The organism is Kitasatospora misakiensis (assembly GCF_042656005.1).
GTDB lineage: Bacteria > Actinomycetota > Actinomycetes > Streptomycetales > Streptomycetaceae > Kitasatospora > Kitasatospora misakiensis.
On record NZ_JBHSOF010000014.1, the window covers coordinates 22,087 to 39,511 of the forward strand.

Annotated in this window: 12 protein-coding genes; 7 read left to right on the forward strand and 5 right to left on the reverse strand. The window is 73.3% G+C overall.

The annotated features are described in order from the left end of the window. Positions 1 to 134: 134 nt before the first annotated feature. Entirely contained in the window at positions 135 to 2,033 is a 1,899-nt protein-coding gene (locus ACFP3U_RS13480; protein ID WP_380225809.1) for an ABC transporter ATP-binding protein, read from the reverse strand. Positions 2,034 to 2,251: 218 nt separating this feature from the next. Continuing rightward, positions 2,252 to 3,985, reverse strand: a complete 1,734-nt coding sequence (locus tag ACFP3U_RS13485) for an ABC transporter ATP-binding protein (RefSeq protein ID WP_380225700.1) — start codon at positions 3,983 to 3,985, stop codon at positions 2,252 to 2,254. 369 nt (positions 3,986 to 4,354) lie between these two features. On the opposite strand from ACFP3U_RS13485, the gene ACFP3U_RS13490 reads away from it, so the two are divergent. The 3 genes from ACFP3U_RS13490 to ACFP3U_RS13500 all read left to right on the forward strand — a co-directional run bounded on the left by ACFP3U_RS13490 (position 4,355) and on the right by ACFP3U_RS13500 (position 8,173). Further along, positions 4,355 to 6,277, forward strand: a complete 1,923-nt coding sequence (locus ACFP3U_RS13490; protein ID WP_380225701.1) for an AMP-dependent synthetase/ligase — start codon at positions 4,355 to 4,357, stop codon at positions 6,275 to 6,277. Positions 6,278 to 6,345: 68 nt separating this feature from the next. Next, complete coding sequence (gene hemW, locus ACFP3U_RS13495; protein ID WP_380225702.1) at positions 6,346 to 7,575, forward strand: radical SAM family heme chaperone HemW; 1,230 nt, start codon at positions 6,346 to 6,348, stop codon at positions 7,573 to 7,575. A gap of 40 nt (positions 7,576 to 7,615) precedes the next feature. Beyond that, positions 7,616 to 8,173: a Uma2 family endonuclease gene (locus tag ACFP3U_RS13500; RefSeq protein ID WP_380225703.1), complete on the forward strand. Its 558-nt coding sequence runs from the start codon at positions 7,616 to 7,618 to the stop codon at positions 8,171 to 8,173. Here ACFP3U_RS13500 and ACFP3U_RS13505 read toward each other — a convergent pair. The 3 genes from ACFP3U_RS13505 to htpX all read right to left on the reverse strand — a co-directional run bounded on the left by ACFP3U_RS13505 (position 8,164) and on the right by htpX (position 10,636). Further along, positions 8,164 to 8,997 carry a DUF3097 domain-containing protein gene (locus ACFP3U_RS13505; RefSeq protein ID WP_380225704.1) on the reverse strand — a complete coding sequence of 278 codons (834 nt, stop codon included), beginning with the start codon at positions 8,995 to 8,997 and terminating at the stop codon, positions 8,164 to 8,166. The two genes, ACFP3U_RS13500 and ACFP3U_RS13505, sit on opposite strands and share 10 nt — an antisense overlap. 81 nt (positions 8,998 to 9,078) lie before the next feature. Next, entirely contained in the window at positions 9,079 to 9,666 is a 588-nt protein-coding gene (pspAB, locus tag ACFP3U_RS13510) for a PspA-associated protein PspAB (RefSeq protein WP_380225705.1), read from the reverse strand. Between the two features lie 46 nt (positions 9,667 to 9,712). After that, on the reverse strand, positions 9,713 to 10,636 hold the full coding sequence (gene htpX, locus ACFP3U_RS13515) for a zinc metalloprotease HtpX (protein WP_380225706.1): 924 nt from the start codon (positions 10,634 to 10,636) through the stop codon (positions 9,713 to 9,715). Between the two features lie 274 nt (positions 10,637 to 10,910). On the opposite strand from htpX, the gene hrcA reads away from it, so the two are divergent. The 4 genes from hrcA (at position 10,911) to ACFP3U_RS13535 (ending at position 17,318) form a co-directional block, all read left to right on the forward strand. Next, the gene (hrcA, locus tag ACFP3U_RS13520; protein ID WP_380225707.1) at positions 10,911 to 11,945 is read left to right on the forward strand and encodes a heat-inducible transcriptional repressor HrcA; all 1,035 of its coding nucleotides are present in this window, start codon (positions 10,911 to 10,913) and stop codon (positions 11,943 to 11,945) included. Between the two features lie 74 nt (positions 11,946 to 12,019). Beyond that, positions 12,020 to 13,159, forward strand: a complete 1,140-nt coding sequence (gene dnaJ / locus ACFP3U_RS13525; RefSeq protein WP_380225708.1) for a molecular chaperone DnaJ — start codon at positions 12,020 to 12,022, stop codon at positions 13,157 to 13,159. 89 nt (positions 13,160 to 13,248) lie between these two features. Then, the gene (locus ACFP3U_RS13530; protein WP_380225709.1) at positions 13,249 to 13,998 is read left to right on the forward strand and encodes a 16S rRNA (uracil(1498)-N(3))-methyltransferase; all 750 of its coding nucleotides are present in this window, start codon (positions 13,249 to 13,251) and stop codon (positions 13,996 to 13,998) included. Between the two features lie 59 nt (positions 13,999 to 14,057). Next, a complete protein-coding gene (locus ACFP3U_RS13535) occupies positions 14,058 to 17,318 on the forward strand; it encodes a S41 family peptidase (RefSeq protein ID WP_380225710.1) in 3,261 nt (1,086 codons plus the stop codon). Positions 17,319 to 17,425 lie beyond the last annotated feature (107 nt).

Here is a 17,425-nt window from a genome sequence, read left to right on the forward strand (position 1 = left end):
GCCCGCCGGGGCGGCCGGGCGGCGTGCCCTGACATGCGCAGGCCCGGGGCGGGACCGGCCGTCGGGCCGTCCGCCCCGGGCTGCGCGGGGTTCACCGGGTGGGCGCGGGAGCGCCCCGGGGGCTATTCGACCGGCTATTCGACCTCGGCCACCGCCTCGGCGAACTGCGCCTTGTAGAGCCGGGCGTAGGCCCCGTCGGCGGCGATCAGCTCGTCGTGGCCGCCCTGTTCGACGATGGAGCCGTTCTCCATCACGAGGATCACGTCGGCGTCCCGGATGGTGGAGAGCCGGTGGGCGATCACGAAGCTGGTGCGGCCGGTGCGCAGCCGGGCCATGGCCCGCTGGATGAGCACCTCGGTGCGGGTGTCGACGGAGCTGGTGGCCTCGTCGAGGACCAGGATGGACGGTTGGGCGAGGAAGGCGCGGGCGATGGTGATGAGCTGTTTCTCGCCGGCGCTGACGCCGGTGCCCTCGTCGTCGATGACGGTGTCGTAGCCGTCGGGCAGGGTGCGCACGAAGCGGTCGACGTGGGCGGCCCGGGCGGCCTCGACGACCTGGTCGCGGGTGGCGCCGTCGGCGCCGTAGGCGATGTTGTCGGCGATGGTGCCGCCGAACAGCCAGGTGTCCTGGAGGACCATGCCGATGCCGGAGCGCAGGTCCTCGCGGGACATGGCGGCGATGTCGACGCCGTCGAGGGTGATCCGTCCGCCGCTGACCTCGTAGAACCGCATCAGCAGGTTGACCATGGTGGTCTTGCCGGCGCCGGTGGGGCCGACGATGGCGACGGTCTGGCCGGGTTCGACCTTGAGCGAGAGGTCCTCGATGAGCGGCTTGTCGGGGTCGTAGCGGAAGGCGACGTCCTGGAAGACGACCCGGCCGCGCAGGGCGTCGGGGCGTTCGGGCATGGCCGGTTCGGGGGTCTGCTCGGGCGAGTCGAGGAGTTCGAAGACGCGCTCGGCGGAGGCGACGCCGGACTGCACCAGGTTGGCCATGCTGGCGACCTGGGTGAGCGGCTGGCTGAACTGCCGGGAGTACTGGATGAAGGCCTGGACGTCGCCGATGGTCAGGGCGCCGGAGGCCACCCGCAGGCCGCCGACGACGGCGATGAGCACGTACTGGAGGTTGCCGATGAGCATCATCGCGGGCTGGATGATGCCGGAGATGAACTGGGCCTTGAAGCTGGAGGCGTAGAGGGCCTCGTTGTGCTCGCGGAAGGTGGCGGCGGACTCCGCCTGCCGGCCGAAGACCTTGACCAGGGCGTGGCCGGTGTACATCTCCTCGATGTGGGCGTTGAGCTGCCCGGTGGAGCGCCACTGCTGGACGAACTGGGGCTGGGCGCGCTTGCCGACGCGGGTGGCGACGACGACGGAGAGCGGGACGGCGATCAGGGCGATGAGGGCGAGCAGCCAGGAGATCCAGAACATCATGGCGAGCACGCCGATGACGGTCAGCAGTGAGTTGATCACCTGGCCGGTGGTCTGCTGCATGGTCTGGCTGATGTTGTCGATGTCGTTGGTGACGCGGCTGAGGACTTCGCCGCGGGGCTGCTTGTCGAAGTAGCTGAGCGGCAGCCGGGCGAGCTTGGCCTCGGTGTCCTGGCGCAGCCGGTAGCCGACGCGCTGGATGGCGCGGGCGGCGAGGCGGCCCTGGACGACGCCGAAGACGGCGGAGGCGACGTAGATGGCGAGGACCCAGAGCAGGATGCTGCCGATGGCGTCGAAGTCCATGCCCTGGCCGGGGGTGAAGTCGACCGAGGAGATCAGGTTGGCGAGGTCGCCGTCGCCGCGGGCGCGCATGGCGTCGACGATCTGCCGTTTGGAGGCGTCGGCGGGGAAGCGGCCGCTGACCACGCCGGCGAAGATGAGGTCGGTGGCGTGGCCGAGGATCTTGGGGCCGACGATGGCGGCGCCGATGCTGAGGACGCCGAGGGCGAGGACGCCGGCGATGAGGGCGCGTTCGGGGCGGAGCAGTTTCAGCAGCCGTTTGCCGGAGTTCTTGAAGTCCATGGACTTCTCGGCGCCCTGGCCGCCCATGAAGCGGCCGGGGCCGGCCGGGCCGCGGCGGGCGGCGGCGGCCTGCGAGTCGCCGCCCTCCGGAGCCGGACGGCCGCCGGGGCCGCCGGGTCCACCCGGGCCACCCGGGCCGCCGGGCCCACCGGGCCGTCCGCCCGGTGCCTTGCCGAAGCCGGGTCCGCCGCCCGGCCGCCCGCCGGGCGCCTTGTCGAACCCGGGGGAGGGCTTGTCGGGGCTGGTCACGCCGCCTCCTGCTCGGTGAGCTGGGAGAGCACGATCTCCCGGTACGTCGGGTTGTCGGCCATGAGCTCGCCGTGGGTGCCGGTGCCGACCACGGCGCCCTCGTCCAGGACGATGATCCGGTCGGCGTCGCGGATGGTGGAGACGCGCTGGGCGACGATCACCACCGTCGCCTCGGTGGTCTCCCGGGCGAGCGCCTTGCGCAGCTTGGCGTCGGTGGCGTAGTCGAGGGCGGAGAAGGAGTCGTCGAAGAGGTAGATGTCGGGCCGGCGCACCAGGGTGCGGGCGATGGCCAGGCGTTGGCGCTGGCCGCCGGAGACGTTGCCGCCGCCCTGGGCGATGGGCGCGTCGAGGCCCTCGGGGAGCTTCTCGACGAACTCCTTGGCCTGGGCGATCTCCAGCGCGTGCCAGAGCTCCTCGTCGGTGGCGTCGGGCCGGCCGTAGCGGAGGTTGCTGGCGACGGTGCCGGAGAACAGGTAGGGCTTCTGCGGGACGAGTCCGACGCTGTCCGAGACGGCGCCGGGGGCGAGTTCGCGGACGTCGACGCCGCCGAGCAGGACCTGGCCGGAGGTGACGTCGAAGAGCCGGGGGACGAGTCCGAGCAGGGTGGACTTGCCGCTGCCGGTGGAGCCGATGACGGCGGTGGTCTCGCCGGGGCGGGCGGTGATGTCGATGCCGCGGAGCACCGAGGCCTCGGCGCCGGGGTAGCGGAAGTCGACCTCGCGCAGTTCGAGGTGGCCGCGGCGCGGCACCTCGGTGACGGGGGCGGTGGGCGGCACCACGCTGGAGTCGGTGCCGAGCACCTCCTGGATGCGTTCGGCGCAGACCTCGGCGCGCGGCACCATCATGAACATGAAGGTGGCCATCATGACGCTCATCAGGATCTGCAGCAGGTAGGAGAGGAACGCGGTGAGCGCGCCGATCTCCATGTCGCCGCTGTTGATCCGGTGGGCGCCGAACCAGAGGACGGCGACGCTGGAGACGTTGACGACGAGCATCACGCTCGGGAACAGGTAGGCCATCAGCTTGCCGACCTGCAGCGAGACGCCGGTGAGGTCCTCGTTGGCCTCGCCGAACCGGTTCTGCTCGTGGTCGTCCTTGACGAAGGCGCGGATCACCCGGATGCCGGTGATCTGCTCGCGCAGGACCCGGTTCACGGTGTCGATCTTGTCCTGCATGCTGCGGAAGCGGGGCCGCAGCTGGCGGACGAGCACGGCGACGACGAGGCCGAGGGCGGGGACGACCGCCAGCAGCAGGCCGGAGAGCGGCACGTCCTGGTTGAGGGCCATGATGATGCCGCCGACGCACATGATCGGCGCCGCGACCATCATGGTGAAGGACATCAGGACCAGCATCTGGACCTGTTGGACGTCGTTGGTGGTGCGGGTGATGAGGGAGGGCGCGCCGAACTGGCCGACCTCGCGGGCCGAGAAGCCCTGGACGCGGTCGAAGACGGCGGCCCGGATGTCGCGGCCGACGGCCATGGCGGTGCGCGCGCCGTAGTAGACGGCGCAGATCGAACAGAGGGTCTGGAGGACGGTGACGCCGATCATCACGGCGCCCACCTGCAGGATGTAGCCGGTGTCCCCCTTGATCACACCGCTGTCGATGATGTCGGCGTTGAGTGTGGGCAGGTAGAGCAGCCCGAGGGTGGAGACCAGCTGGAGGAGCACCAGCAGGGTGATCGGTCGGGTATAGGGGCGGAGGTACGCCCCGAGCAGTCTGATCAGCACTGGCTCACTCTTGTCGTCGGCGGCGGCGTTGGCATCCCAATTCTCGTTGTTCGGCGGGCTCGTACAGCAGATTCCGGGCAAGCGAGCCGGATCTTTGTCCTGCCCTTTGCCGAACGTTCCGGGGGTGGAGGTGGTGCCGTGCACCGATGGTTCGGGAGGGTGCCAGCTGTGTCAGCCCCCTTACGGAATGACCGGTTTCCCCCTAGGCTGCTGGAAGCCCTCTTGTTACTCGCTGGTACCAGCCAGGTTTCCGGGAGGGTCGGCGACCGCCCCCACGGTCGCCGCGCGTTCCCTCCGCGGCGCCGGTTTCAGCCCGCGGACCTCGTCCTCCAGATCCCACAGACGGCCACCCGCCCCCGGAGGTCCTCGTTGAGTTCCGCGCAGTCCCTGATCGACTCCGGCCGCACCGACATCGTCGCCGGGCGTCCGACCTCGGTCGCCCACCTGTTCCAGGAGCGGGTCGCGCTGACCCCCGGCGGTGAGGCCTACCGCTACCCGGTCCCGGTGGACGAGCACGCGGCGGACAGCACCCCCGGCGCCGAGCAGTGGCGGTCGATGACCTGGGCGCAGGCCGCGTCCCGGGTGTACGCGGTGGCGGCCGGGCTGCTGTCGCTGGGCATCGAGGCCGAGGACCGGGTCGCGCTGGCCTCCTCCACCCGTCTGGAGTGGGTCCTCGCGGACCTCGGCAACATGTGCGCGGGCGCGGCCACCACGGCCGTCTACCCGAGCACCAACGCCGACGAGACCGCGTTCATCCTCTCCGACTCCGGCTCCCGGGCCCTCTTCGCCGAGAACGCCGCCCAGCTGGACAAGGTGGTCGCCGAGCTGGACCGGCTGCCCGCGCTGGAGACGGTGATCCTCTTCGACGCGCCCGGCGGGGCGCCCGAGGCCGGCCGGCTGCGGGTGATCTCCCTCGCCGAGCTGGAGCGGCTCGGCGCCGCGCACCTGGCCGAGCACCCGGACGCGGTCGACAAGGCCGTCGCCGCGCTCGACAAGGAGCAGCTGGCCACCCTGATCTACACCTCCGGCACCACCGGCCGCCCCAAGGGCGTGCGGCTGGTCCACGACTGCTGGGCGTACGAGGGCCGGGCCCAGGAGGCGAGCGGGCTGCTGGCCGCCGACGACGTGCAGTTCATGTGGCTGCCGCTGTCGCACGTGTTCGGCAAGACGCTGATCTCGGGGCAGATCGCCACCGGGCACGTGATGGCGCTGGACGGCCGGGTGGACCGGATCATCCACAACCTCCCGGTGATCCGGCCGACCGTCATGGCCTCGGCGCCGCGGATCTTCGAGAAGGTCTACAACGGCATCGCCGGCCGGGCCCGCGCCGAGGGCGGCGCCAAGTACAGGATCTTCCAGTGGGCGGCCCGCACCGCCCGCGACCACGCCCGGGCGGTCCAGGAGAGCCGGGTGGCGACCGGCGTCGGCCGCGCCCCGGCGGGGCTGCGGATCAAGCACGCGATCGCCGACCGGCTGGTGTACGCCAAGATCCGGGCCGCGTTCGGCGGGCGGCTGCGCGGGGCGGTGTCCGGCAGTGCCGCGCTGGCGCCCGAGATCGGCTACTTCTTCGTCGGCGCGGGCGTGCCGATCCTGGAGGGCTACGGCCTCTCCGAGACCAGCGCCGGCTCCTGCGTCAACCGGGCCGAGGACCTCCGGGTGGGCACGGTGGGCCGTCCGCTGCCCGGCACCGAGGTGCGGATCGCCGAGGACGGCGAGATCCTGCTGCGCGGCCCGGGCGTGATGCGCGGGTACCACAACCTGCCGGAGAAGACCGCCGAGGTGCTGGAGTCGGACGGCTGGTTCCACACCGAGGACATCGGCGAGCTGTCCGCGGACGGCTTCCTGCGGATCACCGACCGCAAGAAGGACCTCTTCAAGACCTCCGGCGGCAAGTACGTCGCGCCGAGCGAGGTGGAGGGCCGGTTCAAGGCGGTCTGCCCGTTCGTCAGCAACGTCCTGGTGATCGGCAACGGCCGCAACTTCTGCACCGCGCTGATCGGCCTGGACGAGGCGGTGATCATGCCGTGGGCCGCCGAGCACGGGATGGCCGGCAGCTCCTACGCCGAGGTGACCGCCGACCCGCGGACCCACGAGCTGATCGAGGGCTTCGTGCGGCGGCTGAACGGCTCGCTGCAGCGCTGGCAGACGATCAAGAAGTTCCACCTGCTGCCGCGCGACCTGGACGTCGAGCACGGCGAGCTCACCCCGAGCCTGAAGATCAAGCGCCCGGTGGTGGAGCGGACCTACGCGGACGCGGTCACCGCGATGTACTCGGGCGCCAACGAGGCCTGAGCCGCCCGCCGCCCCGCCCGTCCCGTACGGCCCGCCGACTCCGGCGCGCCGTACGGGACAATGGGGTCATGCCCTCCGCACTCCCCGACGGCGAACCCGTGCCGTCCGACGGTTCCCTGCCCGCGCACGCCCTCGACGGGCTGGGCTCGCGGCCGTTCGGCTTCTACCTGCACGTGCCCTACTGCGCCAGTCGCTGCGGCTACTGCGACTTCAACACCTACACCGCCACCGAGCTGCGCTCCTCCGGCACGGTCGCCTCGCAGGAGACCTACGCGGACAACGTGGTCGCCGAGGTCCGGCTGGCCCGCCGGGTGCTCGGCGACGCCGCGCCGCCGGTGCGCACCGTCTTCCTGGGCGGCGGCACCCCGACCCTGCTGCCCGCCGCCGACCTGGTGAGGATGCTCGCCGCGATCCGCGAGGAGTTCGGGCTCGCCGAGGGCGCCGAGGTCACCACCGAGGCCAACCCGGAGTCCGTGGACCCGGCGTACCTGGCCGAGCTGCGGGAGGGCGGCTACAACCGGATCTCCTTCGGCATGCAGTCGGCCCGCCCGCACGTGCTGAAGCTGCTCGACCGCCACCACACCCCCGGCCGGCCCGAGGCCTGCGTCGCCGAGGCGCGCGCGGCGGGCTTCGAGCACGTCAACCTCGACCTCATCTACGGCACCCCCGGCGAGTCCGACGACGACTGGCGGGCGTCCCTGGACGCCGCGATCGGCGCCGGCCCCGACCACGTGTCCGCCTACTCGCTGATCGTCGAGGAGGGCACCCGGCTGGCCGCCCGGGTCGGGCGCGGCGAACTGCCGATGATCGACGACGACGTGCACGCCGACCGCTACCTGATCGCCGAGGAGGCGCTGAGCGCGGCCGGCTACCGCTGGTACGAGGTCTCCAACTGGTCCACCACCCCCGAGGGCCGCTGCCGCCACAACGAGCTGTACTGGACCGGCGGCGACTGGTGGGGCGCCGGCCCCGGCGCGCACAGCCACGTCGGCGGCGTCCGCTGGTGGAACGCCAAGCACCCCGCCGAGTACGCCCGGGCGCTCGCCGAGAGCCGCACCCCCGCCCAGGGCCACGAGCGCCTCACCGCCGAGGACCGCCGGGTCGAGCGGATCCTCCTGGAACTGCGCCTCGCCGAGGGCATCCCCCTGGACCTCCTGACGGAGACCGGCCTGAAGGCCGCGCGGCAGCACCTGGCCGACGGCCTCCTCGCCCCCACCCCCTACACCGAGGGCCGCGCCGCCCTCACCCTCCAGGGCCGCCTTCTGGCCGACGCTGTGGTACGTGACCTGGTGGACTGAGACTCGTTAACGTGGTGTCAGCCGTCGGAGGGAGCGCGCAATGACCGCCATCGATGACCGGATGACGGGGATCTTCGAGAATCTGGAGGTCCCGGAAGGCTTCAAGGCCGAGCTCATCAGGGGGGAAATCGTGATGATGGCGGGGCCCGACCTGGCCCACAACCTCATCGTCGAGTCGATCGTCGACCAGATCCCGCGCACGCGCTGGCACCGGCTCCAGACGCAGGACGTGGCCTTTCCCGCCGATGCCAGCGAGCCCCAGCCGGATCTGGTGGTGATCGAGCGGGGGGCTTCGGAGGGGCTCGGTCGTCTGGTTCCCGCGCCGGCGGTCACCCTGGTCGTCGAGGTGGTGTCGAAGACCAGCGTGTTGCGCGACTACCGGACCAAGCGGGAGCTCTACGCCGAGGGTGCCGTGCCCGTTTACCTGATCGTCGATCCGATCAAGGGTGTCTGCGTGCTGCTGACCGAGCCGAGTCGGTCGACCGCCTCGGGGCTTCCGGACTACGTGTCCGAGCGGACCACCAAGTTCGGTGAGCCGGTGCCGCTGGACCGGGTGGGCATCGTCCTCGACACCGCGGAGTTCCGGGTCTACTCCTGATCCGGCTGGGTCACGAAGTCGATCAGTTCCTCGACGCGGCCCAGCAGCTCCGGCTCCAGGTCCTTGTAGGAGTCGACCGAGGCGAGGATCCGCTTCCAGGCGGCGGGGGTGTCCTCGGGCCAGGCCAGGCGGCGGCAGGTGCCGAGTTTGAAGTCCTCGCCGCAGGGGACGGCGGGCCAGGCGGGGATGCCGACGGAGGCGGGCTTCACGGCCTGCCAGACGTCGATGTAGGGGTGGCCGACGACCAGGACGTGGGGGCCGGTGACCCGGGCGGCGATGCGGTGCTCCTTGGTGCCCGGGAGCAGGTGGTCGACCAGGACGCCGAGGCGGCGGTCCGGGCCGGGGGCGAAGTCGGCGACGATGGCGGGCAGGTCGTCGACGCCCTCCAGGTACTCGACGACCACGCCCTCGATCCGCAGGTCGTCGCCCCAGACCCGCTCCACCAGCTCGGCGTCGTGCCGGCCCTCGACGTAGATCCGCGACTCGCGGGCCACCCGGGCGCGGGCGCCGGGGACGGCGACCGAGCCGGAGGCGGTGCGGCCGGGGCCGCCGGCCGGGGCGGGGCCGGAGGGGCGGACCAGGGTGACGACCCGGCCCTCCAGCAGGAAGCCGCGCGGGACCATCGGGAAGACCCGGTGCTTGCCGAACCGGTCCTCCAGGGTGACGGTGAGGCCCTCGGCGGTCTTCTCGCAGCGCACCACCGCCCCGCAGAAGCCGGTCGCGGCCTCCTCGACCACCAGGTCCCGCTCGGCGGGCACGTCCGGGGCCGGGGCCTGGTTCTTCCACGGCGGGGTCAGGTCGGGTCCGTACTGGCGGCTGCGCATTCCCCGGAGTCTATTTCCCCGGAGCATATTTCCCCGGAGCCCACGGGTCGTCAGCCCGTGAACGGCGAGTTCGGCCCGGGCTCACAGCCCCGGCGCGCCCCAGACCGGGAACCAGCGGGTGAGGTCCTTCTCCAGCCGCAGGTCGTTGCCGAGCATCGCGTTGACCTCCAGCTCCAGCGGGCTGTCACGCTTCTCCCCGCCGCCGGGCATCGGCGCGAAGGGGTAGAAGGTGCCGCGCTTGTACAGGTAGACCAGGGCCAGCGGGCGGCGTCCGGCGGCGTCGCGGAAGCCGACCAGCGAGCAGAGCAGCTGCGGGCCGAAGCCGTGCGCCTCCAGTTCGCTGTTGACCGCGTGCAGGTCGTTGACCAGCTCCGGGAGTTCGCCGGGCGCGTGCCGGGCGAGCAGCCAGGAGTAGCCGTACCCGTCCTTGGACGCCTCGACGGGGACGCCGCCGCGCTCGGTGTCGGCGTCGAGCAGGGCCCGGACCTGCCGTTCGACCTCGTCGAAGGCGCCGCCCTCGACCGAGGCGAAGCAGACCGAGCCGAGCCCGGTGGGCCGGAAGCCGGCCCCGGCCTCCAGGGTCAGCGCGGCGGACGGCACGCCGAACAGCTGGTCGAGGTCGGGTCTCACGGGATTGGTGCGGCCGAACAGCGCGTCCAGGATGCCCACGGCGGTCCTTCCGGTCAGAGGAGAACGGGTCGGGCGAGAAAACCGGTCAGCGGCCGAGCTCCGAGGAGATCCTCGCCAGCTGGGCCAGCCGCTGCTCCAGCGACGGGTGGGTGGAGAACAGCTGGGTGGCGGCCTCCCGGGCGCTCAGCGCGGGAGCGAAGTAGAAGGCGTTGTAGGCCTGCGCCTGCCGCAGGTCCCGGGTCGGGATGGCGGCGATCTGCCCGGTCACCTTGGTGAGCGCCGAGGCCAGCGCGCTGGGCCGCCCGGTGAGCTGGGCGGCGGCCCGGTCGGCGGCCAGCTCCCGGTAGCGGGAGAGCAGCCGGGTCAGCAGGAAGCTGATCGCGTACACGGCGACCGAGACCAGCGGGATCACCAGGGCGGCGATCGCGGCGTTGGAGTCGTTGCTGCTGCTGCGCCCGCCGCCCAGGAAGCCGCCGTACATGGCGATCCGGGTCATCACGCCGGCCAGCACGCCGAGGAAGCCGGCCACCGTCATCACGGCGACGTCCCGGTGGGCGACGTGCGACAGCTCGTGGGCGAGCACGCCCTCCAGCTCCTCGGGTTCCAGCCGGCGCAGCAGGCCGGTGGTGACGCAGACCACGGCGTTCTGCGGGTTGCGGCCGGTGGCGAAGGCGTTCGGCATGTCGTTGTCGGCGACCGCCACCCGGGGTTTGGGCATGTCGGCGAGCGCGCACAGCCGGTCCACGGCGCCGTGCAGCTGCGGGTACTGCTCCGGGGTGACCCGGTGGGCGCCCATCGCCCGTTCGGTGATCCGGTCGCTGAACCAGAACTGGGCGACGAACAGGCCGCCCGAGATCAGCACGATGATCGGCCAGGCGCCGCGCAGCAGCACGATCAGCAGACCGGTGAATCCGACGTACAGCAGCCCGATCAGGAACATCGTCCCCACCATCCGGCCGGTCAGGCCGCGGTCGGGGGCGAAGCGGGTGTGCTGGCCCGAGCTCGACATCGCTGCTCCTTCGTTCGCCGTCCGCTTCCGATGCTGCCACCGGGCCGGGCCCGCGGCATCACCCGCGCGCCGCGAACTGCGGGCAGGATCACCCCGGCCGGGCCGTTCCTGCCGTCGGACCCGGGCCTTACACTGGCAGGTACGGTTTTGGCACTCGCGTGTTCAGAGTGCCAGGGCCGGGTCCTGCGGGGCCGGACCGGACAGCTCGAATGCGGACACATGCCACAACGGCGTGTCACAACGGACAACGCGTGAAGACGGAGGTGCGTGCCCCATGGCCGGTGAGGTCCGCCAGCTCGACGACCGCAAACTCGCGGTGCTTCGCGCGATCGTCCAGGACTACGTGGGGACAGAGGAGCCGGTCGGCTCCAAGGCCCTGGTCGAGCGGCACAACCTCGGAGTCTCCCCGGCCACCGTCCGCAACGACATGGCGGCGCTGGAGGAGGAGGGGTACATCCACCAGCCGCACACCAGCGCCGGGCGGATCCCCACCGACAAGGGCTACCGGCTGTTCGTCGACAAGCTGGCCGAGGTCAAGCCGATGAGCGCGCCCGAGCGGCGGGCGATCCGGCACTTCCTGGACGGCGCGGTCGACCTCGACGACGTGGTCGCCCGCACGGTGCGGCTGCTCGCCCAGCTGACCCGCCAGGTCGCGGTGGTGCAGTACCCCTCGCTGAGCCGCTCCACGGTGCGGCACATCGAGCTGGTCGCGCTGGCCCCGGCCAAGGTGATGCTGGTCCTGATCATGAACACCGGGCGGGTCGAGCAGCGGCTGGTGGACTGCCCGGGTACGGTCGGCGAGACCGTCCTCGCGGACCTGCGGGGCCGGATCAACGCACGGGCCGCCGGCCAGCGGCTCCCGGACGTCCCGGGGCTGCTGGAGGAGCTGCCCGCCCTGTTCGAGGCGGCCGACCGGCCGACCGTGTCCACGGTGCTGGCGACGCTCTTCGAGACGCTCGCCGAGCAGCGGGAGGAGCGGATCATGCTGGCCGGTACGGCCAACCTGACCCGCTTCGGCCACGACTTCCCGCTGACCATCCAGCCGGTGCTGGAGGCGCTGGAGGAGCAGGTCGTCCTGCTCCGCCTCCTGGGTGAGACCGCGGACGCGGGGATGACGGTCCGGATCGGCAGGGAGAATGCCTACGAGGGGCTGAATTCCACCTCGGTCGTCTCGGTCGGTTACGGTTCGGGCGACGAGAGCGTGGCCAAACTGGGTGTGATCGGTCCGACCCGGATGGACTACCCGGGCACAATGGGGGCGGTGCGAGCGGTGGCACGGTACGTGGGCCAGATCCTGGCCGAGTCGTAGGAACGGGGTCGTCGGACAGCCGACGGCGCCCGAAGTCGCAAGCACTCTTACAGGCGGAACAAGCGGAGCATTTGGTGGCCACGGACTACTACGCGGTACTCGGCGTCCGACGGGATGCGGGGCAGGACGAGATCAAGAAGGCGTTCCGGCGCCTGGCACGCGAACTGCACCCGGACGTCAACCCGGACCCGAAGACGCAGGAGCGGTTCAAGGAGATCAACGCCGCCTACGAGGTGCTCTCCGACCCGCAGAAGCGTCAGGTCTACGACCTCGGCGGCGACCCGCTCTCGCCGAACGGCGGGGCCGGCGCGGGCTTCGGCGCGGGCGCGGCGGGCTTCGGCTTCTCCGACATCATGGACGCCTTCTTCGGCGCCGCCTCCGGGCAGCGCGGTCCGCGCTCGCGGACCCGGCGCGGCCAGGACGCCATGATCCGGCTGGAGATCACCCTGGAGGAGGCCGCGTTCGGCACCACCAAGGAGCTCCAGGTCGACACGGCCGTCACCTGCACCACCTGCAGCGGGGAGGGCGCCGCGCCCGGCACCTCCGCGCAGACCTGTGACATGTGTCGCGGCAAGGGCGAGGTCTCCCAGGTCACCCGGTCCTTCCTGGGCCAGGTCATGACCTCGCGCCCCTGCCCGCAGTGCCAGGGCTTCGGCACCGTCGTGCCGACCCCGTGCCCGGAGTGCGCCGGCGACGGCCGGGTCCGCGCCCGCCGCACCCTGACCGTCAAGATCCCCGCCGGTGTCGACAACGGCACCCGGATCCAGCTGGCCGGCGAGGGCGAGGTCGGCCCCGGCGGCGGCCCGGCCGGCGACCTGTACGTCGAGATCGCCGAGACCGCCCACACGGTCTTCCAGCGGCGCGGCGACGACCTGCACTGCACCGTCACCATCCCGATGACGGCGGCCTCGCTCGGCACCCAGGTGCCGCTGCAGACCCTGGACGGGGTCGAGGAGGTCGACATCCGGCCCGGGACCCAGTCCGGCCAGTCGATCCCGCTGCACGGCCGGGGCATCACCCACCTGCGCGGCGGCGGGCGCGGTGACCTGATAGTGCACGTCGAGGTGCAGACGCCGACCAAGCTCGACGCCGAGCAGGAGGAGCTGCTGCGCCGCCTGGCGGTGCTGCGCGGCGAGGAGCGGCCGTCCGGCCAGTTCGCGCCCGGGCAGCAGGGGCTGTTCTCCCGGCTGAAGGACGCCTTCAACGGCCGGTAGGCCGGTAGCCGTCCCGCGCGGGGGTGCCGAGGCTTCCTCGGCACCCCTTTCGCGTCCCCGTTCCCGTTCCCACCCCGGAGGTTCCCCGCATGACCGCGCCCGTGTTCGTCGTCGAGACCGAGCGGATCGCCGCCGCCGCGCCCGGCGCGCTGGTCCGGCTGGACGGGCCGGAGGGCCGGCACGCGGCCGCCGTGAAGCGGCTGGAGCCGGGCGAGGCGGTCACCCTGACGGACGGGCTCGGCCTCGGCGTGGACGGCACCGTCGCGGCGGTGCACGGCAAGGACGAGATCGACGTGACGGTGGCGGCCGTGCGCCGCGAGCCGGAGCCGGCGCCGCGGATCGTCGTCGTCCAGGCGCTGCCCAAGGGCGACCGGGGCGAGCTGGCCGTGGAGACCATGACCGAGGTCGGCGTGGACGTGGTGATCCCCTGGGCGGCCTCGCGCTGCATCACCCAGTGGAAGGGCGAGCGCGGCGGCAAGGCGCTCGCCAAGTGGCGGGCCACCGCGCGGGAGGCCGGCAAGCAGTCCCGCCGGCTGCGCTTCCCCGTGGTCCGCGACGTGATGACCACCCGGCAGCTGGCCCCGGTGCTGATCGGCGCCTCCTTCGCGGCCGTGCTGCACGAGGACGGCGCCGAGCCGCTGGCCGGGGCCGTGCTGCCGGCCACCGGGGACCTGGTGCTGGTGGTCGGCCCGGAGGGCGGTGTCTCCCCGGAGGAGCTGGCCGCCTTCGCCGAGGGCGGCGCGAAGCCGTACCGGCTCGGCCCGTCGGTGCTGCGCACCTCCACCGCCGGCGTGGCGGCCGGCGCGCTGCTGCTGGGCCGGACCGGCCGCTGGGCCTGACGGCCCAGTCCCCCGTAGGGGTTCGCGGTCCGCGAAGTGCGGGCGCACAGCCGGCCCGGATGCCTAGGGTGGGCGGTGTGAGCGAATCCAGGAGCACTCCCCAGGGCGCCTACCTGCGCCACCCGCACCTGCACGGTGACCTGATCACCTTCGTGGCCGAGAACGACGTGTGGCTCGCCCCGCTGGACGGCGGCCGGGCCTGGCGGCTGACCGCTGATCACCGTCCGGTCCGCAGACCGATGTTCTCCCCGGACGGCCGGCACGTGGCGTTCACCTCCACCCGGGACGGCGCCCCGGAGGTGCACGTGGCCCCGGTGGACGGCGGGCCGTCCCGGCGGCTGACCCACTGGGGCGACGCGCAGACCCAGCTGCGGGGCTGGACTGCGGACGGCCGGCCGATCGCCACCACCGCCGCCGGGCAGGCCTCGCTGCGCCGCACCTGGGCGCACGCGGTGCCGCTGGACGGCGGCGAGGCCGCGCGGCTGCCGTACGGCCCGGTGGGCGGGCTGGCCTTCGAACCGGACGGCGACCGGGTGCTGCTGGTCTCGGCGTTCGGCACCGAGCCGGCCTGGTGGAAGCGCTACCGGGGCGGGCGGACCGGCCGGCTGTGGATCGGCGCCGAGCGGTTCGCGCGGGTCCACGAGGAGCTGGCCGGCAACATCGAGTCGCCGCTCTGGGTCGGCGGGCGGATCGCGTTCCTCTCCGACCACGAGGGCGTCGGCGCGCTGTACTCCAGCCTTCCGGACGGCTCCGACCTGCGGCGGCACAGCACCTCCCCGGAGGGCTTCTACGCCCGCAACGCCACCACCGACGGCACCCGGGTGGTCTGGCACAGCGCCGGCGACCTGTGGCTGCTGGACGACCTGGACGGCGCCGAGCCGCACCGCCCGGACGTCCGGCTGGCCGGCCCGCGCACCGGCCGCCGCCCGCGTCCGGTGTCCGCCGCGTACTGGCTGGAGGGTGCCGCCCCGGACCGCACCGGGCGGGCCGGGGCCGTGGTGGTGCGCGGCACCGTGCACTGGCTGACCCACCGGGAGGGCCCGGCCCGCGTGCTGGACGAGACGCCCGGCGTGCGCGGCCGGCTCGCCCGGGTGGTGCCGGGTACGGCGGGCGAGGACACCACGCAGGGCGTGGTCTGGGTGACCGACGCCGAGGGCGAGGACGCGATCGAGTACGCGCCCGCCGTGCTCGGCGCCGAGCGCCGCCGGCTGGCCGGCGGGCGGCTGGGCCGGGTCCGTTCGCTGCTGGTCTCGCCGGACGGCAAGCAGCTGGCGGTCGGCTCGCACGACGGCCGGGTGCTGCTGGTGACGCTGGCCGACGGCGTCGTGCACGAGCTGGCGCACAGCACCGACGGCGAGGTCAGCGGGCTGGCGTTCAGCCCGGACTCGGCCTGGCTGGCCTGGTCGCAGCCGGCCCTCGGGCCGTGGTCGCTGCGCCAGATCGTGCTGGCCAACCTGGCGACCCGGACGGTCTCCGAGGCGACCCCGCAGCGGTTCGTCGACACCTCCCCGGCGTTCACCGCGGACGGCCGGCACCTGGCGTTCCTCTCGGTGCGCAGCTTCGACCCGGTGTACGACTCGCACGTCTTCGACCTGTCGTTCCCCAACGGCTGCCGCCCGTACCTGATCACGCTGGCCGCCGACACGCCGTCGCCGTTCGGGCCGCGCCGGGCCGGCCGGCCGGTCGGCGGGGAGGACGACGAGCCGAAGACCCGCCGGGCGGACGGCGAGGAGGGGGCGGCCGACGCGCCGCCGGCGACCCGGGTCGACCTGGACGGCATCGCCGACCGGATCGTGCCCTTCCCGGTGGAGGGCGGCCGGTTCGGCAGCCTGCGGGCCGCCAAGGACGGCGTGCTGTGGACCAGGCTGCCGCTGGTCGGCGAGCTGGGGGACGAGGCGGCCTCGCTGGAGGACGAGCGCCCGCGGCCCACCCTGGAGCGCTTCGACTTCCGCAAGCGCCGGGCGGAGCAGCTGGTGGACGGCCTGGACGGCTTCGCGGTGAGCGGGGACGGCGCCCGGCTGGCCGTGCTGGACGAGGGCGAGCTGCGGATCGTGCCCGCCGACCACAAGGCGTCCGGCGAGGACGACGAGATCGACGTCGACCTGGACCGGCTGCGGGTGACGGTCGACCCGGCGGCCGAGTGGCGGCAGATGTTCGACGAGAACGGCCGGCTGATGCGGGACAACTTCTGGCGTCCCGACCTCGACGGGGTGGACTGGGCCGGCGTGCTGGCCCGCTACCGGCCACTGGTGGAGCGGCTCGGCTCCCACGACGACCTGGTGGACCTGCTCTGGGAGGTGCACGGCGAGCTGGGCACCTCGCACGCGTACGTGGTGCCGCACGGCGCGCACACCGAGCCGGCCCGCCGGCAGGGCCTGCTGGGCGCCGACCTGGTCAGGGACGGCGAGGTGTGGCGGATCGCGCGGATCCTGCCCGGCGAGTCCTCGGACCCGCGGGCGCACTCGCCGCTGGCCGCGCCGGGCGCGGCCGTCCGCCCCGGGGACGCGGTGCTGGCGGTCAACGGCCGCCCGGTGGACCGGGTGACCGGCCCGGCGCCGCTGCTGGCGGGCACCGCCGGGCAGCCGGTCGAGCTGACCGTGGCCGGCAAGGACGGCACCGACCAGCGCCACCCGGTGGTCGTCCCGCTCGCCGACGACGAGGCGCTGCGCTACCACGACTGGGTGGCGGGGCGGCGGGCCGCCGTCCGCGAGCTGTCCGACGGCCGGCTCGGCTATCTGCACATCCCCGACATGCAGACCACCGGCTGGGCGCAGATCCACCGCGACCTGCGCTCGGAGATGGCCCGGGAGGGCGTGATCGTCGACATCCGGGGCAACCGGGGCGGGCACACCTCGCAGCTGGTGGTCGAGAAGCTGGCCCGGCGGATCGTCGGCTGGGGCGTCGCCCGGGACGTCGCCAACCCCGCGCCGTACCCGGAGGACGCGCCGCGTGGGCCGGTCGTCGCCCTGGCCGACGAGTACTCGGGCTCGGACGGCGACATCGTCAACGCGGCGATCCAGGCGCTCGGCATCGGGCCGGTGGTCGGCACCCGCACCTGGGGCGGGGTGATCGGCATCGACAGCCGGTACTCGCTGGTGGACGGGACGCTGGTGACCCAGCCGAAGTACGCGTTCTGGTCGGAGCAGCGCGGCTGGGGCCTGGAGAACCACGGGGTGGACCCGGACGTGGAGGTGCCGTTCCCGCCGCACGCCTGGGCGGCGGGGGAGGACCCGCAGCTCGCGGAGGGGGTCCGGATCGCCCTGGCGGCGCTCGCCGAGCGGCCGGCGAAGACCCCGCCGGCGCTGCCCTGGGAGCGGTAGCGCCCGCCGTGGCGCCGTGGCGCGGGCGGCCGGCCGGTCCGGCCGCCCGCTCCGGGCCTCGGGGTCGCGCCGGGCCTCGGGGTCGCGCCGGGCCTCGGGGTCGCGCC